Source organism: Paenibacillus sp. J31R98 (assembly GCF_056269245.1).
On sequence record NZ_JBWDNO010000001.1, the window covers coordinates 1312510 to 1336481 of the forward strand.

Annotated in this window: 17 protein-coding genes; 11 read left to right on the forward strand and 6 right to left on the reverse strand. The window is 47.8% G+C overall.

The features are described from left to right. Positions 1–59: 59 nt before the first annotated feature. The 8 genes from AC0YNX_RS05870 (at position 60) to AC0YNX_RS05905 (ending at position 8872) form a co-directional block, all read left to right on the forward strand. Positions 60–1619 (forward strand): spore germination protein, encoded by a 1560-nt coding sequence (locus tag AC0YNX_RS05870; RefSeq protein ID WP_475814693.1) that lies wholly within the window; start codon positions 60–62, stop codon positions 1617–1619. A gap of 13 nt (positions 1620–1632) precedes the next feature. Then, the gene (locus AC0YNX_RS05875; protein ID WP_475814694.1) at positions 1633–2823 is read left to right on the forward strand and encodes a Ger(x)C family spore germination protein; all 1191 of its coding nucleotides are present in this window, start codon (positions 1633–1635) and stop codon (positions 2821–2823) included. Positions 2824–2829: 6 nt separating this feature from the next. Beyond that, on the forward strand, positions 2830–3060 hold the full coding sequence (locus AC0YNX_RS05880; protein ID WP_475814695.1) for a hypothetical protein: 231 nt from the start codon (positions 2830–2832) through the stop codon (positions 3058–3060). 33 nt (positions 3061–3093) lie between these two features. Then, the gene (locus AC0YNX_RS05885; RefSeq protein ID WP_475814696.1) at positions 3094–4194 is read left to right on the forward strand and encodes a GerAB/ArcD/ProY family transporter; all 1101 of its coding nucleotides are present in this window, start codon (positions 3094–3096) and stop codon (positions 4192–4194) included. A gap of 245 nt (positions 4195–4439) precedes the next feature. Beyond that, positions 4440–5336, forward strand: a complete 897-nt coding sequence (locus AC0YNX_RS05890) for a nucleoside hydrolase (protein WP_475814697.1) — start codon at positions 4440–4442, stop codon at positions 5334–5336. Between the two features lie 89 nt (positions 5337–5425). Beyond that, the gene (locus AC0YNX_RS05895) at positions 5426–6292 is read left to right on the forward strand and encodes an ABC transporter permease (protein ID WP_475814698.1); all 867 of its coding nucleotides are present in this window, start codon (positions 5426–5428) and stop codon (positions 6290–6292) included. Positions 6293–6331: 39 nt separating this feature from the next. After that, a complete protein-coding gene (locus AC0YNX_RS05900) occupies positions 6332–7252 on the forward strand; it encodes a carbohydrate ABC transporter permease (RefSeq protein ID WP_475814699.1) in 921 nt (306 codons plus the stop codon). Between the two features lie 51 nt (positions 7253–7303). Next, positions 7304–8872 (forward strand): ABC transporter substrate-binding protein, encoded by a 1569-nt coding sequence (locus AC0YNX_RS05905; RefSeq protein WP_475814700.1) that lies wholly within the window; start codon positions 7304–7306, stop codon positions 8870–8872. A 54-nt stretch (positions 8873–8926) separates the two neighbouring features. On the opposite strand, the gene AC0YNX_RS05910 is transcribed toward AC0YNX_RS05905, so the two are convergent. Together AC0YNX_RS05910 and AC0YNX_RS05915 are read right to left on the reverse strand one after the other, a co-directional pair. Continuing rightward, positions 8927–10729 carry a sensor histidine kinase gene (locus tag AC0YNX_RS05910; RefSeq protein ID WP_475814701.1) on the reverse strand — a complete coding sequence of 601 codons (1803 nt, stop codon included), beginning with the start codon at positions 10727–10729 and terminating at the stop codon, positions 8927–8929. Beyond that, entirely contained in the window at positions 10726–12306 is a 1581-nt protein-coding gene (locus tag AC0YNX_RS05915) for a response regulator (RefSeq protein ID WP_475814702.1), read from the reverse strand. The genes AC0YNX_RS05910 and AC0YNX_RS05915 overlap by 4 nt, the downstream gene beginning before the upstream one ends. Positions 12307–12569: 263 nt before the next feature. On the opposite strand from AC0YNX_RS05915, the gene AC0YNX_RS05920 reads away from it, so the two are divergent. The 3 genes from AC0YNX_RS05920 (at position 12570) to AC0YNX_RS05930 (ending at position 16406) form a co-directional block, all read left to right on the forward strand. Next, positions 12570–13400, forward strand: coding sequence for a vWA domain-containing protein (locus tag AC0YNX_RS05920; protein ID WP_475814703.1), 831 nt, complete (start codon positions 12570–12572; stop codon positions 13398–13400). 10 nt (positions 13401–13410) lie between these two features. Then, positions 13411–14184 (forward strand): hypothetical protein, encoded by a 774-nt coding sequence (locus tag AC0YNX_RS05925; RefSeq protein WP_475814704.1) that lies wholly within the window; start codon positions 13411–13413, stop codon positions 14182–14184. A 203-nt stretch (positions 14185–14387) separates the two neighbouring features. Further along, complete coding sequence (locus AC0YNX_RS05930) at positions 14388–16406, forward strand: BUD32 family EKC/KEOPS complex subunit (protein WP_475814705.1); 2019 nt, start codon at positions 14388–14390, stop codon at positions 16404–16406. 80 nt (positions 16407–16486) lie between these two features. Here the strand turns inward: AC0YNX_RS05930 and AC0YNX_RS05935 are convergent, their stop codons facing one another. The 4 genes from AC0YNX_RS05935 to AC0YNX_RS05950 form a co-directional block, all read right to left on the reverse strand. Further along, on the reverse strand, positions 16487–19066 hold the full coding sequence (locus AC0YNX_RS05935; RefSeq protein ID WP_475814706.1) for a bifunctional 2',3'-cyclic-nucleotide 2'-phosphodiesterase/3'-nucleotidase: 2580 nt from the start codon (positions 19064–19066) through the stop codon (positions 16487–16489). Positions 19067–19252: 186 nt separating this feature from the next. Next, on the reverse strand, positions 19253–20350 hold the full coding sequence (locus tag AC0YNX_RS05940; protein ID WP_475814707.1) for a GerAB/ArcD/ProY family transporter: 1098 nt from the start codon (positions 20348–20350) through the stop codon (positions 19253–19255). Positions 20351–20364: 14 nt separating this feature from the next. Next, complete coding sequence (locus AC0YNX_RS05945; protein WP_475814708.1) at positions 20365–21543, reverse strand: Ger(x)C family spore germination protein; 1179 nt, start codon at positions 21541–21543, stop codon at positions 20365–20367. A 39-nt stretch (positions 21544–21582) separates the two neighbouring features. After that, entirely contained in the window at positions 21583–23133 is a 1551-nt protein-coding gene (locus AC0YNX_RS05950) for a spore germination protein (RefSeq protein ID WP_475814709.1), read from the reverse strand. Between the last annotated feature and the right edge of the window lie 839 nt (positions 23134–23972).

Sequence of the window (23972 nt, forward strand, 5' to 3'; positions counted from 1 at the left end):
AATCTGGAAACGAGTTGGGAATGATTTCATTGTAATAAACTTCCTTTGGGAGAGAGCCTATGGCATCGTCAGAAAAGCCGAACCAAGCATTAGGGGAGTATTCCCCTTTATATGGAACTATCGCCGAAAACGTGGCGGAAATCAGAAAACGCCTTGGGCATAGCAGCGACAATAAGATCCTGGAATTGGAAATGTCAGCTGGCCGGATGGCCAAGCTGGCATTAGTATACACGGAAGGCTTAGCCGATCAAGTGGCGATTGCCGAATACTCGAAATTATTGATGGAGGTTGATTTGTCAGATGCTGAATTGTCCGAGGATAGAAAGACGATCGGACCTGCAGCCACCTGCAAATTAGCCAAAGAACTAGCCAGTGGTTATGGGCCAATAATAGAATTGAAGGATTTAGAAGGGCTCTTGGATATAGTCATCATTGGCGGAGTAGCGGTACTGTCCGATACGGATCAGGCGTTCGCTATTTCTTTGCAAAAGTGGAAAGAAAGAAGCGTGACGGAGTCGACGACCGAATCCGTTATTCGTGGTCCGAAGGATTCGTTTACAGAATCGATCCGAACGAACACAGCCTTAATCCGGCGTAAAATTCATTATCCCAGTCTATGGCTCGAAACGATAAATGTTGGACGTATGACCAAAACCGATGTTGGCATCATGTATGTGAATGGACTTGCGGAAGAATCGATCGTAGCTGAAGTCCGAAGCCGGATTGAAAAGATCGATATTGACGGTATTTTGGAAAGCGGATATATCGAGGAATCGATTCAAGAGACAAGTTATTCTCCTTTCCCTACGATTTATAATACAGAACGGCCGGATGTTATTGCGGCAGAGTTACTGGAGGGGAAAATTGCAATTCTGGTCGACGGAACCCCATTCGTCCTAATTGTGCCAGCCCTTCTTATTTCTTTCATGCACTCTCCAGAGGATTACTACCAAAGATATGATATCAGCAGCTTGATTCGTATTCTGAGGTTCATCGGCATGTTTATTGCCTTGCTTGGTCCTTCTATGTACGTAGCGGTCACTACCTATCATCAGGAAATGCTGCCGACACCCCTCCTGATTAGTTTGGCGAGTCAGCGTGAAGGTACTCCTTTTCCAGCCTTTATCGAGGCTGTTATTATGGAGGTTACTTTTGAAATTCTGCGTGAAGCGGGTTTACGAATGCCTCGGACGATCGGCATTGCTGTTTCTGTCGTTGGCACGCTCGTCATCGGACAGGCTGCTGTCGCTGCCGGTATCGTTTCGGCTGCGATGGTTATTGTTGTATCGATGACAGCGATCAGCAGCTTTATTTTTCCAGCTTATAGTATTTCCAATACCATTCGGATGCTTCGTTTTCCGCTTATGGGCCTGGCTGCATCATTCGGTTTGGTGGGTGTATTCGTAGGCATGCTAGGTATTATAACCCATTTAGCAGGCTTATCGTCCTTCGGTATCCCCTATACGAGCCCATTCACACAGATGAACAACATGGGCGATGCTAAAGATACGATCTTCCGGATGCCAATATGGGCGATGAAGAAAAGGCCGGCGGTATTTGCCAAACGTAATCCCATCAGATATCGGCGAAATCAAACAAGTCCAAACGATTCAAGCTAAGGAGGGAGATATCATGCGACTAATCGCGCTGATACTCTGCGGATTCGTTTGGCTAGGTGTCTTGAGTGGCTGCTGGAGTAGGAACGAGTTGAATGATCTAAATATCGTTGTAGGTTTGGGAATCGACAAAGTCAAAGATCAGTTTAAGGTAACCGTTCAAGTTGTAAATCCTAGCGCATTTAACGCGATGATGGGGAACAATAGGGCTCCTGTCACAATCTATCACTCCTACGGACCGACCGTATCGGAAGCGATTCGTCGTATGTCGACGATGCAACCGCGGTTCAATTATTTCGCTCATCTCCGCATCTTGATTTTTTCCGAAGAACTGTCGAGAGACGGAATCGAAAGAACATTAGATTATTTTTCGAGAAATCGACAATTTCGGAATGATTTCAGCATCATCGTAGCTAAAGGTACAAAGGCGGACCAATTACTTAATTTAATGACACCGCTTGAGATTAATCCTTCTAATAACATGTTCAAAATACTGGAAGTCTCTTCAAAGAGATGGGCTCCATCCGTTTCAACAGAGCTTGATGATCTGGTGACTTCAATGTCTTTGGAAGGTTCATCTCCGGTATTGACGGGGTTCCGAATACAAGGTGATATCGAGAAGGGGGCAAACCCCTCAAATATTAGCAAGATTAAACCTTCCGCCTATTACGCATATGGGGGATTGGCTATTTTTCGGAGAGACAAACTCGTTGGCTGGATGAATGAGAAAGAGAGCAGGGGATATGCGACGATTATCAATCGTGTGAGTGAATCTTTAGTCACGATCGACTGCCCATCCGGCGGGAAGTTATCCATAAACGGTTTTAGAGTTAAGTCCGTGATAAAAGCAAAGTTGGAGAAACATAAACCGACATTTACGATTAAGATCAAAGCTGAGGGAGACATTGAGGATTTGGAATGTAAGCTTGATCTTAAAAAGGAATCACAGCTGCAGGATCTACAAAAGCGAGTTGAAGTCGAAATAGCCGGCTTCTGCCAAGCTGCTCTGGATAAAGCAAGGAGGGAGAAATCGGATATTTTCGGCTTGGGGAAATCGCTTCATAGATCGAATCCTAGGTACTGGGATAAGGTCAAGGTGAATTGGCAGGACGAATGGACCAAATCAAAGGTGCACATCCATGTTCATTACATTATCAGGCGGATCGGCACAATTGGTTCCGGTGTGATGGATGATATGAAGGAGTGATCATCGGTGAATTTGTTCATAGTGGCGGCTATAGCATGTTTTATCATTTTTGTAGAAGGGATCCCGCTCATAAAAAAAGGATCCAAACGGGATTCGATTACATTTATCGCGCTTCTTGTTATTGCTGTTTCGTTATCGTCGATGCAAAGTTTAGGACTTGCCGTTCTGAATCCGTCGGACTGGTACAAGTGGGCGTTTTCTCCGTTGGCGAAGTTGTTTAAAGGCGTACTTTACTAGGGCGTTGCGAAATTATTGATAGGCGGTGAGGTTATGGAAGGACAACAGGGAATAACAAGCCGTCAGTTTTTCATTTTAGTCTTCCTGTTCACCATCGGCACGGCTATTCTGGCCGTTCCCTCTAGTATGGCGATTGAGGTCGAACAGAATGCATGGCAGCCACCGGCTGTCGGGATAGGCATCGGGATGCTCATTGTTCTGCTTAACGTGTCCGTCAGTAAGAATGGCGGCGCAAAAACCTTATTCGAAATCAATGAAGCTGTACTTGGCAAGTGGATCGGCTGGGCGGTGAATATGTTCCTTGCGTTTACTGCTGTTGTGTTCACCGCGGAATTGTTGTTCTATCTTGGCAACTTCGTACTGACGCAATTTATGCCTGAGACACCGCTTTTCAGTATTAGTCTACTGTTCGGAAGCGTCGGCATCATGGCTGTCCGATCGGGCTTTCAAACACTTATTAGAAGTGCGGAGTTGGTGTTTCCTTGGTTTTGCATGTTTCTTGTACTGCTCGTTATGTTATCTATCCCACAGCTTAAAATAGATAATCTGCTGCCTCTATTCGACGCTAACCTACCGCGTATTCTAAGAAGCGCCTATACCTTCGATAGTTATACGTTTATACCGTTGATCTATATTCTGTGCATGCTTAGTTCCAGTATTATCCCTACAAAAATGGCTTATAGGAATATGTATCTGGCCAGCGCTCTTGGCGGGCTGGTTCTCGTCCTAATCATCCTTTTATCCATTGGCGTGCTGAACTCTCATGAGGTATCAATTGACTTGTATCCCAGCTACGAGTTGGCAAAATCGATAAATATCGCAGGATTCCTGCAACGGATCGAAGCGATTATGGCATTCATCTGGTTTATTTCAGTCTATATAAAGATGGTATTCTACCTGCATTGCGCGGTGCAAGGAATGAAGCATGTATTCCAATTGAAGCATCCTAGGGCGATGGCTATGCCCGTCGGTTGGTTATCTATCATCCTGTCGACTGTTGTCTATCCGAATTCCATCTATTTAAAGGATTTTGACAGCAGAATATGGTCCGTTTTTGCATTAGTGCTTGGTATCGTTTACCCTCTCTTACTTCTTGCATTATCTGCTGTTCGGAGGAAAATTACTAATAAATAACGACTTGTTTACGGTTGATGTGACTCATTAGTTATATGAGAATAGGAAGAGCACTTCGTTTGAATGACGAAGTGCTCTTCGTTTTATTCATGCTTAAAAAAAACGTATATTTTTACTTGAAATCGTACTTTTGTATATAGGAAGCGTTCAGGATTAACTCTAGAATAGAACGTGTAAGCCCTTTCAAAATTGCTGCATGACTAACATCCTATCGATTGTAGAGACCACTTTTATGGAGGGTTAAGATGAATCGAACGAAGATTATCATTGATACGGATATTGGCGACGATATCGATGACGCGCTGGCGATCGCGTTTGCGCTGGAGTCGCCGGAACTCGATGTGATTGGCATTACGACAGTATTCAAGAATGTGTCAGCCCGGGCTCAATTAGCGGTTAACCTGCTAGGTATGGCCGGACGGTCGGATATTCCCGTATATGCCGGAATCGGCAGCCCCATTCTTAACAAGGTCGACATGAATGAGATCCCTTGCCAGTATTCGAAAGAGAAGGATGGACACGCGGATGGTTTTGGCACCAATGGCATCGATTTCATTATCGACACGGTCATGAAATCAGACGGGGATATTACTTTGGTGCCGATCGGCCCCTTGACCAATATCGCAATCGCCATCCTCAAAGAGCCGGCGCTCAAACGCAAAGTGAAGGAAATCGTCATGATGGGAGGCTGCTTCTACAGCCATCTGAGTGAATGGAATATTCGTTGCGACCCGGAAGCAGCTAGAGTCGTGTTCGAATCCGGCATCCCGATCAAGGCTGTTGGTCTGGACGTTACGGTACAATGTGTGCTGACCGAGCAAGACGTGAACCGGTTGAATACTAGCCATAAACAATCGGGTACTTATATTCCGGAATTGATCGAGCGGTGGTATAAGGTAGCGAATCATTATCCAATGATGCATGATCCGCTAGCGATCTGTGCCGTATTTGACGAACGTCTGCTGGAATTCCAGCAGGACGAGATCGTAGTGGAAACGCAGGGCGAGTTTACCCGCGGTCAGACGTATAACCGAAGCGCGCTTTACTGGCGCGGAAATGCAGATCAGTCCGTCATCAAGGCCGCCAAGACTGTGGATGCGGAAGCTTTTATCAAGCTGTATATGGACAGAGTTTGCTTCTAACGCAATGATTCGGGAGACGAAGGAAGTGATAGCGGTTGATCAAGCGCGGCTTTCTCTATGAAATCCGGAAGAATAGAACCTTGTTCTTAATGGCTTTACCTGCAGTGTTATTGGTCATGTTAATCTCCTACATCCCGATGGCGGGAATCATCCTCGCGTTCAAGGATTACAGATTCGATCTTGGCGTATTCGGCAGTCATTGGAACGGGTTCGAGAACTTCAAATACTTCTTTAATTCTGGGACGGGGTTACGGGTAACACGCAATACGATTCTGTACAACTTGCTGAATCTGGCTACCTCGCAGCTGTTTGCCATCATGATCGCGATTTTCATTAATGAGATGAGAGGGAAATATTTCAAGAAAGTATCGCAATCGATCATTTTCCTTCCCTTCTTCATCTCATGGACGATTGTTGGCGTCTTCGTGTACAACATCTTCAATTATGAGACTGGAACGCTGAACTCGGTGCTTAAATCATTGCACATGGACCCAGTGAACCTGTACAGCACACCGACGGTATGGATATTCATCATATGTTTCTTCAACTCCTGGAAGTGGGTCGGCTATACGTCGGTCATTTATATCGCCTCGATCCTCAGCATCGACGCCGAATGCTTTGAAGCGGCTGAAATTGACGGAGCGAATATTTTTCAGAAGGTCTTTTTTATTACGATTCCGTCAATCAGCCCGACGATATTCATTATGTTCCTGCTCAACATAGGCCGGATTTTACGCGGCGATTTCCAGATGTTCTACCAGATTATTGGGAATAATGGCCAGCTATTCGACACAACCGATGTCATCGATACGTTTGTCTTCCGATCGCTTCTTACGAGCGGCGATATCGCGATGCCGGCTGCGGCTACATTCTATCAATCCGTGCTCTGCTTCGTAATCATTATGGTGGTGAATGGCGTCATTCGAAAGACCAGACCGGACAACGCATTGTTCTAAGAGCTGGCTCGATTCCGTTGTCATCAGGAGAGGAGATCTATGGAGAACAATCTTGCTATCGACCGGAAGGCAAGGATTCCGAAGACAGAAGGCGCGAATCTATTATTCAACGTGATCAGCTATACCGTCGTAACCGTGGCGGCTATTCTTTGCCTGCTGCCGTTTGAAATCCTCATAGCCGGATCGTTCACTGACGAGAAGGCAATTGCGCTGCATGGTTATGGCGTCATACCGAGCAAATTCTCACTCGAGGCATATCGCATATTGTTCAAGTTCCCGGAATCGATCATAAGGGCATACGGAGTATCCATCTTCATAACGGTAATCGGGACGACCATCGGGCTATTCGTTACTTCGATGACGGCCTACGTGATGAACCGGAAGGATTTCAAGTACCGGAACAAACTCTCCTTTTTCTTTTATTTTACGACGCTGTTCAACGGCGGCATTCTGTCGACCTATATCTTCTTCGTGAAATACCTGCAATTGAAGAACGATATGCTTTCGTTGATTCTTCCGCTGCTTATCAACGTGTTCTATCTCATCGTGATGCGAACCTTCATCAGTTCAATCCCAGATTCGATCAGCGAATCTGCCAAAATCGACGGAGCCGGAGACTTCACCATCTTCATGAAGCTGATTCTACCGCTTACGAAGCCGGGGCTTGCGACCATCGGTCTGTTCTATGCGTTGGATTACTGGAATGATTGGTACAACGCGATGCTCTATATTACGGATGCGGACAAGTACCCGCTGCAATATTTGCTGTTTTCGACACTGCAATCTGCCGAGGCTATAGCTCGAATATCGAAGATGGCAAGCGTTGCCGCAATTTCTGTTCCTACCTTGTCGTTGAAGCTTGCCATGGCGGTTATTGCGACGGGGCCGATCATTCTCGTTTATCCGTCTGTGCAGAAGTACTTCGTCAAGGGCCTTACGGTTGGCGCGATCAAAGGATAATGCCGGTTCATACGGTTTATCGAATAAACGATTATTTCAAGGGGGAAGCGTATGAGAAGATCAAACGTGTTTACGCTGTTCTTGCCGGTGGTGCTCAGCATGGCGCTTGCACTCACGGGCTGCGGCGGCAATAACTCCGGAAATTCAAAGTCAGATTCAAGCAACGGCGGCAATACGAAGGGGACCACGGATAACGCGGCTGCCGGCAATGCTGCGGCGAAATCGGATATTGATCTCTCCAAGCATGTAAACTTGAATATGTACCTGATCGGCTCGCCTGCCAAGGATTATGACATGGTGCTTGCCGAAGTGAACAAGAAGCTGGAGAAAGACTTGAACGCTACATTAACCGTTAACTGGGTAGGCTGGGCGGATTATGGCACGCAATATCCACTGCTTCTTGCATCTGGCGAACCGATTGACCTGATTTATGCTTCGACGTGGACCAACTTCTATTCCAATGCTCGGAAAGGCGCGTTCATGGCGATTGAAGACCTGGCCAAGAAATATGCGCCGAAGAGTCTTGCGCAGATTACCCCGGACTTCTATACGCAGACGCAAGTGGACGGTCACCTCTTCGCTATGCCCGCAGAGTTCTATCAATACGGAGATATGGGGTATATCGTCAGAGGCGATTTAATGAAGAAATACGGAATGACATCCATCAACAACATCGATGATTACGGCAAATACATGGATGCGGTCGTGAAGAACGATCCGCAGCTCGATCCAAGCGGACAGATCAGTTCATCCGGCGGTCTTGAGACCTATTATGCCGCCGCTAACGGTTACTACAACGTTCTGTCCAGCCAGTTTACTCCTTTCTATGTGAATATGGATGATCCATCTGCCAAAATCTTTAACTTGTATGAGACAGACGGCATCCTGGATTATTTCAAGAAAATGAAAGAGTGGGGGGACAAGAACTATTGGTCGAAATCGATCCTCTCCAACAAAGACGATAAAATGTTCAAGGAAGAGAAGTCTGGATCCATCCTGCACAATCAAGATTCCTGGAGCGGCGCTTACATGGAGCATCCGGATTGGGATGTTCAATTCTATCTGAACAGCAAGTACACGTATAAAACGCAAGCGATGCAGGATGGTATGGCGGTGCCGGCTTCGTCCAAAAATCCCGAACGCGCATTGATGTTCCTTGAATTGCTGCGCACGGATAGAAGCTACAACAATCTCCTTACTTACGGTATCGAGGGCAAGCATTATGAAATTACGGCTGACAATAAACTGAAAGCGCTTGATTTGGATGGCTTCGCGCCGGACGGCTATTGCTCCTGGGGCTTTAAGGCGCCGGAGCTTCGATACGAGGTTGTCGATTCTCCGCCGAACATCGGCGACGTGCGGAAAGCACTGGCTGATCGGGCAAAAGAGAATCCGTATGCACTCTTCACGCCTGATTTCGAGCCTGTCAAGAATGAAATGGCAGCTGTCACCAACGTCGTGCAACAATATTCGTTCCCGCTCAACTACGGATACGTCAAGAGTCCGGAAGAGGGTCTGAAAACGCTCGTTTCAAAAATAAAAGCCGCAGGTTCGGAGAAAATCATGGCCGAGATGCAGAAGCAACTAGACGCATTCCTCGCAGCCAACAAGACCAGCTAAATAAGACAAACAGAAGGTTCAGGAGGGATGGCATCCTTCCTGAACCTTCATTATTCAACGATTAGGTATTCGAATTTCGACCCTTGTTCCGTTACCGGGCGAAGAACGGTAAGTGAGGCCGTATTCCTGACCATAGCAGAGCTTGATCCGGTGGTTAATGTTTCTAACGCCATATCCTTGGACTTCATCATTGCCGTTCCCGTTGGCAAGCAGTCCTTCGGCTTGTTCCGAAGGCATCCCTACGCCATCGTCTTCGACAGCCAAGACAATATCGTTCATTTCCAGCGATCCTGAAATGGTAATGATACCTTCCTCTCTGTTCCTTGCTTCGAGTATGCCGTGGATAATGGAATTTTCAACAAGGGGCTGGAGGATTAACTTCAGGATATTGCAGTCATATAGCTCGTCGGCGATATGAACGTCCAGCTTGATCTTATTGTCGAATCGCAGGTTCTGAATTTGCACATAGGCGCTTATATGATTGATTTCATCTGCGATACTGACGATATCCTTGCCTTTGTTCAAGCTTAATTTGTAAAACTTGGCAAGCGACTGCGAGATGACGGCGATTTCGGGCACATCATTGTCAATGGCTTTCCAATTGATCATTTCAAGCGTGTTATACAGAAAATGCGGATTGATTTGCGCCTGAAGCGCTTTGAGCTCCAGATTTTTAATTTCCTTGCCGTTCTGATACTGTTCTTCTACGAGAATTCCGATTCGTTTGACCATATGATTAAAGCTGTCGGTCAACTCGCCGATCTCGTCGCGAACGGTGGAATGAACTTCCACGCTCAGAACGCCTTCCTGAACCAAACGCATTTTTTTCTTGAGCAGCAAGATGCGCTTGACCGTCGCGCCTGTAATCAAGTAGGCGAGACCATAAGAGAGAAGACCGCATATCAGCATCAATACAAGCATGAGGTCTCTGATTCGCGTGCTTTGCTTGAAGATTTCCGTCAATGGAATCGCCGTAACCATCGTCCAGTCCGTATTCTCGATCGTTCTTTTTTTGATGAGGTAATCGCTGTTGCCGATCTTTGCGTTATTCCACGATAAGCCCTCGTCTTGCGTTTCCTTGATGAGTGCTAGATTCGGGTTGATGCGATAAAAGTTTTGCAAGCTGGAGCAGCTTACGATATCGCCATTCCAATTTTGAATATAAACGACGCCGTCATTCGTGATGTTTGCTTTCTGGATAATCCCTTCAATAATATCTTGTAAAATGTTCAGTTCGATGATGCCGATAATTTCCGAGGTTTGTTCGCTGTTTCGGATTTTCCTAAGCAGCGAAATCACCGGTACCGGGTCAAGATTGCTATTGTTGTTCGTGATGGTATGCTCCGGAAGCCAACTAACCTTATCCTTGGATGCCAGCAACGCACGATAGCTTGCGGTTCTGGAGAAGGCGTCCATGTTCATAAAGTTGAAGTTTTGACCGGCATACATAAGCCAACCGGGGACATAGAGGCTTGCCCGATAGACATCTTCCGAATTCTGAAAACTGTTTAAGAAGTATTCCAGTTTCTGTCTGTCTATGTTCTGTTGCACATAATCATCTTCGAACAACTGCTTGTCCCTTGTCAGCATGGTTTGAACGTCACCGTTGAAATAGATGACATCGGAAGCCTTGATAAGCGTGTTCACCTTATAGGTAAGGAACGTGTAAGCCTGGTCGAACGATTGATCGGCGGAGTGGAGGATTTGTTTCTCGTAATCACGCGATACGTTCTTATACGTAATAGCAGTCATTAGCGCAAGCGGCAAAAAGATGAGAATGAAATAAGAGATTAGGAGTTTTCCCCGAATGTGCATGTTCAAAAATAATCCGGCTATCGTCCGCAGCGCTTTTCTCACGATTTATGTTTTCTCCTAAATTCAGAAGGTGTCATACCGATTATTTTTTTGAACGCCTTTGCGAAGTAATTGGCATCGTTATAGCCCGATAGATCCGCGACCTCGTAAAGCTTGGATTGCGGCTCCATCAATAAGTCTGCGGAACGCTCGATTCTGACCTCCGTTATGTACTCGCTAATCGTTTGGCCCGTTTCTTTCTTAAACAGCGACGACAGATAGGTCGGCGTCAGGTGAACGTGATCGGCCAGCATACTCACTGAAATCTCCTTGTCGCGATAATGGCTTCGTATATACTTTTTTGCGTCAACAACAGCTCTGCTATTGGATTCGATATTGTCGATGCCGTCAAGGATAACGGCCGCCTTTCTCAGGAAGTAATCTTTGAGGTCTTTAAGCGTGCTGATCTTCGACAGCATCGCCCAATCATATTCCTCTTGCCGATGGCCGGAAGAACTTAGATGAAATCCGCGCTTCTCGCCTTGCTGGACGAGCATGCGCATCATCCGATAGAAGAGGTTTTTGACTTCGTCGACCGGCGTTCCGGTCTTTGTCCTTATCACATGATATAAGTGTTCCGTAAACTCGACGATGCTGTCATGGTGGAGCTCCTGCAGAAGCCTTGCATAGGCAGTGATGATTTCTTCACTCCGTACGTATACGGCGGCCGGCTTGTTATTGGCGTATAATATGTTCCCGAATTCGTAGTAAAACAGATGTTCAAGTAAGCCCTCCGCCGTTTCATAGGAATTGCGTATTCCCGACAATTCTGGCGTTGTTCTTCCGACGATCCAGGAAATTGCCGAGCATTTCATTTGCTGTTCTTTCACATGCGCGGATAGAAGATGATATATCGCATCAAAATCTTGCTTATATGTCGGTTTATGTGCGGAGATGACTAGAATGTGGAAGGGTTCTTTCGTGACTGCCAAATGCGTAATGCCGTTCGAAGAATGATGAAGAAACTGGGTGATTCTGTTGGAACAGCTTTGTTTGACGTCACTAGTCACGGCTTCGTCGTAGGCAGGAACGATAATGGAAACCGTGTAAGAGTCGCCTTGGTCAAAAGCGATGCGGGCAAGGTGCAAGTTACGGAATAGTTCGCTGCAATCGATTGGGCTGTGAAGCAGTCCGTTCACAATATTCTGACGAATGAACGGCAGGCTTTCCGAAAGCGCCAAGTTCATATGATTGAATTTTTGATTCTCAAGACAAAGCTGTACGGCCTTCGCAATAACCTCTTGCAGTTCTCCGATATTAATCGGTTTTTCGACATAGCTGACGGCGTTAAGGCGAATAGCGGCTTTGAGATATTCCTTGTCGGAATGACCGCTCAAATAAATGATTTGACATGCCGGAAACTGTTCCCTGATGCAGGAAGTGAATTCGATGCCGTTCATTCCCGGCATTCTGATATCCGATACGACGATATCGGGAAGAATGCGGCGGGCTGCTTCGAGTCCATCAATACCATCCTTGGCTTCTTCAACAACATCGACTCCCAGTTCGTTCCACTTGATGTGCTTCATCAGTCCTTTTCTGGTGGCGGACTCGTCTTCGACGAGCAATAACTTAATCATGCGATTTCACTCCCGATTAAGTAATGACATCACGCACAATTCGTAACTCGATTATCAATTCAAGCCAGCTTCAGGATCAGTAGTAAGTTGTTCCTTTATTAATTTGACAATCCGAGCGTACATCCTTTTCAGATGGGAATTCGGCTAAACGGACCTTTGGTGTACCTGCCGCGGTTCTTCTGCGCCAGCTGCTATTTTTATTGTCAATACTTTGTCTCCTTTCGAATAGGAATAAACATGTACCTATTGTGAGGGGGGAACGTATGTATTCAGCTGAAATCAGCCGTTCGAATCCGTCGTGTATCTTGTTTATTATCGACCAATCCGGGTCGATGTCTGATCCGTTCGGGGCAAGCACCAAGGCAGAGAGCGTTGCGGACGCGATCAACCGGTTATTGCAGAATCTCGTTATCAAGTGCGCGAAATCGGAAGGGATACGAGATTACTATCATGTTGGCGTAATTGGCTATGGCGCCGGTGTCGGACCCGCATTCGGAGGTGTCTTAGCGGGGAAAGAAGTGGTACCCATTAGCGAAATTGCCGATAACCCATCGAAGCTGGATAAGCGTCTGAAAAAAGTGCCGGATGGGGCAGGCGGGCTGGTTGATCAACTCGTCAAGTTTCCGGTCTGGTTTGAACCCGTAGCAAACGGAGGCACGCCGATGTGCGAAGCGGTAAGAACCGCTCATACCGTGCTGACTCAATGGATCAATGAGTACACGCATTGTTTCCCGCCGGTTGTCATTCATATCACGGACGGAGAATCGACCGACGGTGATCCGACAATTGAAATGGACCAACTAAGAGCGCTAACGACGGATGATGGAAATGTACTGCTGTTCAACCTGCACATTTCCGATAGTCCGAGCGCGGTGGAGCTCCGCTTTCCGGAAACTGCGGATGCGCTGCCCGATGCCTATTCCAGGGTGCTTTACGAAGGCTCTAGTCCGCTGACGCCTTTTATGATACGAGTCGCTAATCAGGAATACGATTTGAATCTTTCGGATGGAGCGAGAGGGTTTGTGCTCAATGCGGATTTAACTCTTGTGATCCAAGCGCTTGATATCGGAACGCGTCCGGCCAATCTGCGGTAGGGCTACAGGTATGCGAATCGAAAGCGAATGTTTCTACTTACCGAAGGCAGGCAATCGCAACGATGAATACGAGGATGCTTCCCATAGCAGCACCCATGTTCACAAGGAGATGACAATCTGTAGATTCGCCATAGCGGATGGGGCCAGTGAGTCCTCCTATGCGGAGTTGTGGGCGAAATTGCTCGCTAGCGCTTATTGCTTTGGCAGATTCGGCGGCATGCATATTCATAAATCAGTCTCCCCCTTATCGAAAGCCTGGCAGAAGAAAACAGGCGGCAAAAATCTACCCTGGTATGCGCAAGAAAAGCTCAGCAGCGGGGCGTTTTCCACATTAGCGGGGATTACATTCCAATTCGCGACTGATGCGGAGTCCGCGGGATTTGACGCGATAGCGGTCGGCGACAGTTGTATTTTTCATGTCAGAGGGGATACGATGATCGCCTCATTTCCTTTAAGCACAGCCGATGATTTTGGGCGTCGACCTTTTCTTATCTCGAGTAACACGGCCAATAACGATCAGCTTAAAGCGTTCGTTCGCAGTTGGAGCGGTGACGCCGATGTGGGAGATGTGTTCTGGTTGATGACTGATGCATTAGCCTGTTGGCTATTGACTCGTTACAAGGAAGACCGTAGCGTGATAAGGCTATTACATAAGCTAGCAGGCGAGAGTGACTTTAACCATCTTGTTCATGAAGAAAGACGGCGGCCTCACCCTGAAGGCAATTTCTATCTTAGAAACGATGACGTTACGTTCATTCGTCTAAAACTGATTAAAGGGAAGTGAGGCGTATGTTCTGGCCCACTCCGCAAGACTATAGGGAAGCAATCCAAAATCCACGTATCTGCTTCGCGGATCCGGAACTTCAGGCAGGCCTCCCTGAATTGGATAAGCTCGGCCTGCCTCGTCCGATATCGGGAAGTTTCGCCAGCGTATACAAACTGAAATGCGGTGAGCGCGAGTGGGCGGTCAGGTGCTTCACGAGCAATGTGAAAGATCAGAAGATCCGTTACGATGCCATCAGCTTGCATTTACGTTCCAATCCTCTTCCTTATCTCGTTCCTTTCGAATACCTTTCCGAGGGCATCAACATTAATGGTCAGTGGTTCCCGGTCGTGAAGATGCAGTGGGTGGAGGGAGAGTCGTTACTCGATTATATGGGGCGGAATTTGCATCGTTCCGATCTGCTTCAAGAACTCTCCGATAAATGGATTATCATGACCCGGGAGCTGCACTCGGCTAATATAGGGCATGGCGACTTGCAGCATGGAAATATATTGATCAACAAGGATCAAATCATCCTGATCGACTATGACGGGATGTATGTCCCCGCTTTAAACGGCATGAGAAGCAACGAACTCGGTCATCGAAACTATCAGCATCCAGGAAGGGATGGAGAGCATTTTGGCCCCTATATCCATTACTTTTCAGCTTGGGTAGTTTGGATATCGATCATTGCTGTTTGTGCCGATCCTTCCTTATGGCACTCGCTTGAAGCGGGGGAGCAGGAGGAAAGCCTCCTCTTCCGAAGCAACGACTTTGTTAGTCCGGATGCATCGCGGGCGTTTGAATTGCTAGCGCTTGTGGAAGACGAAGAGGTACGATCATCAGCAAGAGCCCTTCGCGCATTTGCGACGGTGGAAGTACCGGAGGTGCCTAGACTCCATGATCTCGACTCGGAGGAGAATGCTAGACAACTGTCACTGTCAAGCCTCCATATCTCGACTTTTTCTAAAAGGCAGGCACTTGGAACTTCAGTAACAGCCTTGTTTGAACGGCTATTAAAGCGGAAGCCACGGAAAGATTCCGCCCCATCACCGCTGGAAACTTCGTATTCTGGTGGATCGTCGTGGGTCTTGGACCATATTGCGTTGGAAGCTACGCCGCCGCATCAACAGCGCCAGCGATCATCATATCTGTTCTTGCAGGACAGCATCGTTTCCTATCTGATATTACTCGCAGCAGCGTCAGTCGCGGCTGTTTTGTACAGTAGTGCCCCGATCATAGCGCTACTCGTCTGTTCGATAGTAGGTATGGGAACGGAGATGGCTTTTTTAAGTTGGCGTTACGGGAAGGTTCCCGCTGTTCAGGATAAGAGAGCCTTGTTCAATAAAATAATGAGGCTGGAACTTATCCTATCCGAATTGAGAAGCGATCTGAACGAGTTGAACGATATTAGACAAAATTTCAGTCAAATTGAAGAGGAATTGATAAAAGATAGCATGCAAAGGTTCGAAGAAGTAGCCAGTCGGGAACGGCATGAAACGGAAGCGGTGGAGAAGGAGCTTCATCTTCATTTAATGGAGTTAGCCCGCGATAAACGAACCATTGACCAAGAGGAAACAACGGAGCTGTCCAGCAAACTGGTTTCATACCAAAGAACATGGCTGGAAGAGCAAATCATTAAACATAAGCTTAGTCAGGAAACAATTCCGGAGATTGACGATGAGATGAAACGACGATTAAGAACGAACGGCATTCGTACGCCGGCCGATTTCAAGGACATTACGATCAATCAGTCCTATGGCCGCAAACAAATCGACAGGGCCTATTTGATCTTAAAGAACGGCGGTTCGGTTCATGTAGGCATGAGCAAATCTCAAGCAAAGGCGCTGGTTGACTGGAAAAGAAAGATCGAACGCAGGTATCGAACGAAAATTCCTGCAGTCCTTCCTCGCAGTGCAATCTCCGCCATAGCGTTAAAGTATAAGGATCGGAAGTTACAATTTAACGTTGCGGAACAAACGTATAAATCCGCAGCACAGGAAAGGTTAGATGTGATCAAGCAGGCTCACCATCCTGAACGGGATTCCTTAGCGAAGGAAGTGGAGGCTGCGAGAACTCGGTTTGATAACGAGCTTCATCACATGGATAAGCAGATCGATGAAAGAAGTAAACGCATTTCAGACAAACTGGAGGAATATCGCGATCTAAACAAACGAATGGCATCGTACAGGGATGTTCGCTTCTTCAGGTACGTAAAGCAAGTATTCCTATTTCGAGGGTAAACGATCATAGTCTGATAAAAAAATCCCGCAAGCGGTCGCATACAGCGGCCATCCTGCGGGATGATAGTGAATATTAACGTTTATTTCGTCTCCGCTACCGAAGCGTTCGTCATCAACAAATCGATGACCTTCGCTGCTTCGGCACGCGTCGAGGTTGCTTTAGGGACGAACAGATTGCCGCCGCGGCCGTTCATGATGCCTTTACCGGCAACTGCGTCAATACTGGACTTCGCCCATGTGCTGAATGCATCGCTATCTGCGAATGTAGTGCCAGCTGCTTGCTCTTCTGAGCTTGCTTTCTGTGAAATATCCAGCGCGTTCTTCGCCATGACCGCCATTTGCTCGCGAGTGATGCTTGCTCCAGGAGCGAATTGATCCTTGCTGATGCCCTTAACAAGTCCATTGCCGTAAGCCGCAGCAACCGCATCTTCATACCAGCTGCCGGCTGCTACGTCTTTGAAAGCGGGAGCCGTAGCTGTAGACTTCAACTTGAGCGCATTGACGAGCATGCTTGAGAATTCGGCGCGTGTGACTTGTGCGCTCGGGTCGAAATCAGTCTCGTTCTTGCCTTGAATGACTTGCTTGGCCGCAAGACGCTGAATCGCCGCGTAAGCCCAATGGGAAGCAGGGACGTCACGGAATGATTTATTCAAATTGATCGAGAAGAGGCCAAAGCCTTTATCATCCGTTTTGTCCAAGTAGCGGATGTTGCTAGTCGCTTTCGCATACTCTTCCGCTTTCGGGGAAGAAGCGAACGTCACGTTCACGTCGCCGTAAATCGGCGCGATGGACCAGTTGTTGTCGATCGTCGGATTAATCTCTTTGTTCTCCGTGATATAATCCATCAGAATTTGGCGGTTCTCTTCCGTGGAGTCAATGATATATTTGCTTCCTTTGACGCCTGGGAAGTTTCCGCCGCCGCTTGCACGGTAGTTGTTCGTTACGACGATAAAGTCTTGGTTCGGGTCAACCGGCTTGCCGTTGTACTTTAGGTTGATGATCCGGCTGGCATCGGTATTGTTTACTGTACCGTCGACTTTATACTTTGCCGGCTTCGTCACGTCGACTTGATACGTAACGCCATCGATTACGTCAAAGTTATAGACCGGGAAGCTTGCGTTAAGCAGCGCTTGCTCTTCTTTCTTTGCAGGGTCGATCTGGTTGAATTTGCCTGCGGACATCTCGAGCCATTCCTTCACGACGGAGCCTTTCACCAGAATCGCTTTCATCGTGTTGTCGTACAGATACAGATCACCTGCGCTCTTGATCGCAAGAGGGCCTTTCTTGATTTCCGTATATTCCTCGACGCCGTTGCGACCTGCTTTGAAAGGCGCGCCAACCGACAGGATCGGCGTATCTTTGTATTGCGGCAAATTCGCCTTCACGTACTGCTCCACATACCACTTCTGCGCGTTGGTTACAATTTGTACTGAAGGATCGTCCTGAACCAGGGCAAAATAGCTGTGAATCGGCGAAGTCGTCGTACCGATTGGATTGTTCGCATAGGCAATCGTTGCTTCATGATCCGCTTTGACGGCATCTACAATGGCTGGATCTTCTTCAACCAGCGATTTTTTTGCCGTTTTGTCGTATATCGACAAGGTAGACGAGTGGGAGCCCACTACGCTCCACTTATCATCCTTCTTCTCCAGCGTCAAATCGATCAAGCCAAGGTCGCTGCCGCCATAACCAGCTTGTACGGCAGGCACGCCGTTGATCGTACCGTTGGCATTGTCTACTCCTGGCAATACGGCACCGGATGCGTCCTTGAACAACGCGTCGAGCGATTTCTCGTCAGCAGCAGGGAATACTTTGTGCGTGTGAGAGAAGGTAATTGCATCAATCCCGGGAACGAGGCTGAGCGGCAGTACAGCGTCTTCTGCTTTTACGTGAGGCTGCGCGCTGCCGTTAAAGCCGGTATGCGCCATGGCGATGATGATATCTGCGCCTTTGTCTTTCATTACAGGAATGAATTTCTCGGCTGTTTCAACAATATCTTTCGTAATGACTTTGCCTTCAAGCGACGCTTTGTCCCAATCCATAATTTGCGGAGGCACAAAACCGATGACGCCGATTTTGAGCGTTTGTTCGACGCCGGCTTCGTCTTTATATTTTTTTTCGATGATTTTGTAAGGCTCGAATTTATTGACATCGTTATCCGGGTTATTGTCCTTGTCGTCCACGTACACATTCGCGGAGATATAAGGGAAATCGGCGCCTTTAATCGCTTGATTCAAGTAATCCAGGCCATAATTGAACTCATGGTTGCCGAGCGTGGCTACGTCGTAGTCCATCAAATTCATCGCTTTGTAGACCGGATGAATTTCGCCTTCTTTGAGCGGCTCAACCTTCGCCTTGAACGTGCCGAGCGGCGTGCCCTGAATCAAGTCGCCGTTGTCGACCAGGAACGTGTTCTCGGATTCAGCCCGTACTTGCTTGACCAAATTAGAGGTGCGTGCCAATCCGACAGTCGGAGCTGCTGCATCCTTATAATAGTCGTAGGACATCAGGTTTGTATGGATGTCCGTCGTCTCCATAATGCTAAGCTTTAATGTCGAGCTGCCGCCTGTCTCGGCCGAAGCGAGCTGGCTGAACGGAATCGCGAGCATTCCCGCCGTCAATGTTGCAGCAACAAGCTTAGTTGTACGTGATTTACCCATTTTCTCTAATTTCCCCCTAAAAAGTTTGTATGACAACCGTTTTTTGAGCTCCCTTATCTTAAATGAACGGACGTCAATAAAACAACGTTAAAAAATGTAATCTTATCTGATTGTTCATGAAAGAAACGGCAGCCACGATGCTGGCTGCCGTTTCTATGTGCTCCGGGCGAGGACTTTGGCGTAAGTTCAAGTTCTTCCCGGGTCCGGAATCCTACACCCCCGAATTATCGATGTCATCCATAGCAGCAGGGGAATGAGCACCAGAGTGATGGGGAAGATCCAAGGGAGCCAAAGCCGCTCGGGGAAAAGCTTCTGCATGTTGATGATATTATGCGGAAGAAGCGAGCCTACATATCCCGCCACAACGATGATCCATACGCTGCTTTTCCATTTCTTCAGATGAAGCCACTTAGACAGATTATAGGAAGCCATCAGTATAAATAAGGATAATTTAATTACCATGCAATACATCCAGATCAATACTCCGATCGGATCAACACGCTCGATAAAGCCTCCCAAGGATATATACCTAACCGCTCCATAAGCCGGATACCACATTTTGCTGGAGAGATCGGGACCGAATATCATGAGGACAAAAAGCAAGAACAAGGACAGGAACAGCCAAGCGATCAAAATTCCAAGTATAAATCCTCGGCGCTTCTCCTTAACGGAATCACCCATGAAAGGCGGCAGCAGGAGCAACAGTACGGACTCGCATAAATAGCTCATCATGCCAACCGATCCCTTCATAATATTCGCCGCCCCGGTATCGGCGTAAACCGGCTGCAGGTTGTGCAGGTTGACGTCTTTCACCAGCACGATGAGCAGAATCAAAACGAGCGCGTATACGACCGGCCCGATTACCTCACTGCAACGGACCAGCGACTTAAGACCGAACAAGACTAGATATAAGCAAGGCAGGCAGATTAATCCGCTTATAACCGAAATAGGCGTATCCTGAAGCAGGGCGATAGTGACAAAATCGGCGCTTTGTCTAAGGACGAAGGAAATCATCAACAACAACATGACCAAATAAACGAGAGCGATCAGCTTACCGACCCATTTGCCAAGAAGGATCTGGCTAAATTCGCAGAGCGTCTTGTCCGGGAAGAGGCAGGCGAGGCGCAGTGCGACGAACGCCGGAAGAAGAGAGCACGCTCCCGATAAAATAACCGCGATCCAAGCGTCCTGGCCTGCGATTGTAATGGTCCCGGTAAAGCTTAGCAGCACGGTGGTACCGAAATTCATCGTAGCTAGCAGCCACATGATCTGATTGGATGTCATGGAGTAATCGGATTTCATGGAATGACCTGCCTTCGCTCAAGATGCTGGGGAGTACCCGTCAAGCCAATTTTGACGAGGGCGACGCGCGTATCCACCGTAACCTCCGCATTTGGAAAATAAACGGCGTTCCAGTTGTTTTTCAGCCGCTTCCACGTGTAAGGATGTTCGCGGTGCAGTTGTTTGCCAAAATACAGGACGTCGGATCGAAGCCCTTTCTGAGCGCGATCAATCATTTTTTCCGCATCGCTTTTGACGCTCTGGTTCAGCTGTTGCTCAAGGATTTTCAATTCATCATCGGCGCTGAGATTGACCTTGGATTCATTCTCCCGAAGGAAGGCCTTGCCGGTCAACGCGACGCGGAAGGCTAGTTTGTTATTGCTTACAGAGCTGCTGATGCGGCCCCTCAAATGCTGGATGTCCACGGAGGCCACCGCGCCTTCGGATTTCACGGGTAAGGTGTAGGAGAAGTTGGGCTGATGTTGATTCTGTATCCACATTAACAGCTGCGATTCCATCGGGTCCAAATAGCCGATCAATTGCATATTCTCATTGAAAACGCCTTCGCCAGCCCACTTGTAGATATGGTGTTGTTCGGTTCTGAGGTCGGAAGTGAAGGCCGGAATGGACACGCAGCTGCCCCTTTCACCGGCGTCCTGCAGCAGCTGAAGAAAAGACTTTAGCCGGGTTCCAGAGATCGTCCCGAACAGTTTGCTGAATTCTTGCGCAGGCTCGCGCTCGAAGGGCTGATCCGCATTCAGAATCTCTTTGGCCGTCCCGTCCTTGACGACAAAAATATCGGTTCGAAGTCGAACGTTGGGATTGCGGCTGTATTCATCAAGAATTTCATTTAGCCCATAACGAGCCAGCTTTTCCCCGATAAAGATATTTTGCCGATGGCCGGCAAACAGGAAGCGAGATGTTTTCAGCTGGATATCCGACGCCGCCTCCAGAATATCTTGGCCCTTTCCGCTGAGCGTAACATAGGGCGGCGAGTCCTTCCCGCTGCCGCCTTGGCTTAGGCTTATTCGCGATGGAATTGCAATTTGCGCCGAGCCGACATAAGATCCGTTCTTGTCGATGTCCATTCCCCAGCCCATTATTAGGCCCACATCTCTCAGCTCGTGCTTGCTCCAGCAGCCCGTAAGCGGTAGTATAAACGCGAAGGCGAGCAGTATCGCCAATATTCGAATCATTGCGTTTCGCTCCTTATTCGATACCCGCGCCCGAATCGTTCATTCTTTCGTTTGACGATAGCGCCATTTTCTTCGCCCTGCAATGGCGGCAGGCAGCTCGCGTAAGAAGCGGCGCGGGACTCGGACAATGACATCGTTTAAATTATGAGGGCTAACCGGTGCAACCGGGCTAAGATAAGGCACGCCTACAGACTCCAAATTCACCAAATGGATGAGAATTAACATTAACCCGATTGACAGCCCTATGATCCCGAAGAGACCGGATACGATTAGCAATGGAAAACGCAAGATCCGGAACGCAATAGCGAAGCTGTATCGCGGAATGGCGAATGAAGCGATACCGGTAAGCGATACAACGATGACAATGGGAGCGGAGATGATGCCTGCCTGGACGGCGGCCTGCCCGATGACTAAAGCGCCGACGATGCTAATGGCAGAACCGACTTGCTTGGGCAGCCGTATGCCTGCTTCCCGCAGCACCTCAAAAAGAAATTCCATTAGTAATGCTTCGATCAGCGCCGGAAAAGGGCTAGGCTCGACTGCCGATGCGAAGCTGAGCAGCAGACTAGTCGGCATCATCTGAGGGTGGAAGGTTGTTATCGCCACGTAGATCGACGGCAGCATCAAGGAAAGCACCAGCAGCACTAGGCGAAGAATACGAATGAACGACGCATAGATGAAGCGTTCGTAATAGTCTTCCGCCGCCTGCAGCCCGCCCCAGAAGACAAACGGGACGATCAGCGCAAAAGGCGAGCCATCTACCAATATGCCGACCTTAGCCTCGAGAAGATTCGCGGAGAGTACGTCGGGGCGTTCCGTATTCTGCACCTGCGGAAAGGGAGACCACGGTGTATCCTCCAGCCATTCCTCTAAATAGCCGCTCTCCAGAACGCTGTCCAGCTTCACCGTAGCAAGGCGGCGTTTGACTTCGTCAAGAACCTGCAGATTCACGATGCCCGACAGATAGACGATCTCGACCTGAGTCTTGGTGATGTCGCCAATCGTGACCGGTTCCGCCTTCAACCGCTCGCTTTTGATTTTTCGTCTAAGCATGCTCATATTGGTCTGAATATTCTCGATAAATCCTTCTCTCGCACCCCGGAGAGTGAGCTCCGAATTCGGCTCCGTGATAGTACGGTCATGGAGATAAGCCGTCTCGATCAGGATTGCTTCGGCGTTGCCCTCGAACAGAATGGCCGTATTGCCAGATAGAATGCCGTTCACGGTCTCTTCATATGAAGCTACCGTGACGATCGAGAGGGAATGCAGTACTCTGTATCTCATGAAGGATGCCATGTCGAGTCGGTCGTCCTCCGAGATGGTATCCAGCGAGAACATCGGCGTTATTACCGATTTCTCCAGTAACTCGTGACTAATCAGTCCCGGCAAATTAACGATCAGAGCCTCGCAAGTCGTGGCAATTTGAAAGCGATGGAATTTGCAGTCGCCGCATTTATCGAATATGGTATGCAGCTTCGTCTCATTCTCGACAAGCACTCCGCTGAGAGGTCCGTAATAATCGAACTCCGGCTTCAGGCCGACGGATTCCTCCGGAATGTTCCTATTCTGAAGAGAATTCATTGCCATCATGCTCACTCCTTATGCCTTAACATTTCCATTCAGAGAAGGAAATATGTGTCGGGCTTACCAGCAAACTAGTGCTGTCATAGATATCTGGACCGAGACAGTAGACCGGCGGACGTATTCAAGAGTTGGGAAGTATTCATTCGCAAAATACATGAGGTAGGAGAAGAGGTACCGGAAAGTTGCCGGCTGCAAGAGAATAGGTCGTAGAGAAAGGTCTGGGAGAACCAGGCCTTTTTTTATTGAGCCTAAATTTATACTAAAATTAAATTTAAATAGTTAATTTAATGTTGTATTTTAAACTATAAATCAGTAAGATAAGTTTGAAGCACAGATCATCTTGGTCGTGTGCTTGGACTGTTCAAACTCCGTGTAAGGAGGTGTTTTCTAAACTTGTAAGCGCTTTATCGATTTGCGAAACAACAGGAGGAGTTAACGTTCGAACAAATTCTGGGCGTGAGCCCAAAAGAGGGGTTAGGTTATTGATGAAGAGTGGCAGCAGAGGAAAACGAGTAGCTCTATTCTTGACTGCATTGTTATTATTCACAGGTATCATACCCGCAAACTCGACTGCATTTGCTGATGAGAACACCTCAGTGGTATATCAGGGATCACAGGGGTATTCCGGTCAACAGGGAACGAATAATTGGCATTATCAGTACCGCACATTTGATTCAACAGAATTTGTAGACCTTCCTGTTAACTCCAGCAATATCTGGTGGAAGTCGCCATACAACTGGGATTGGGGGAAAGTTGCGACGAATGAAATTACGCCAGGTTCCTTAAGCGATACATCCCGTACTTTTGTTGCACCGGAATCAGGTACGATGGTTATTAAGACTGTC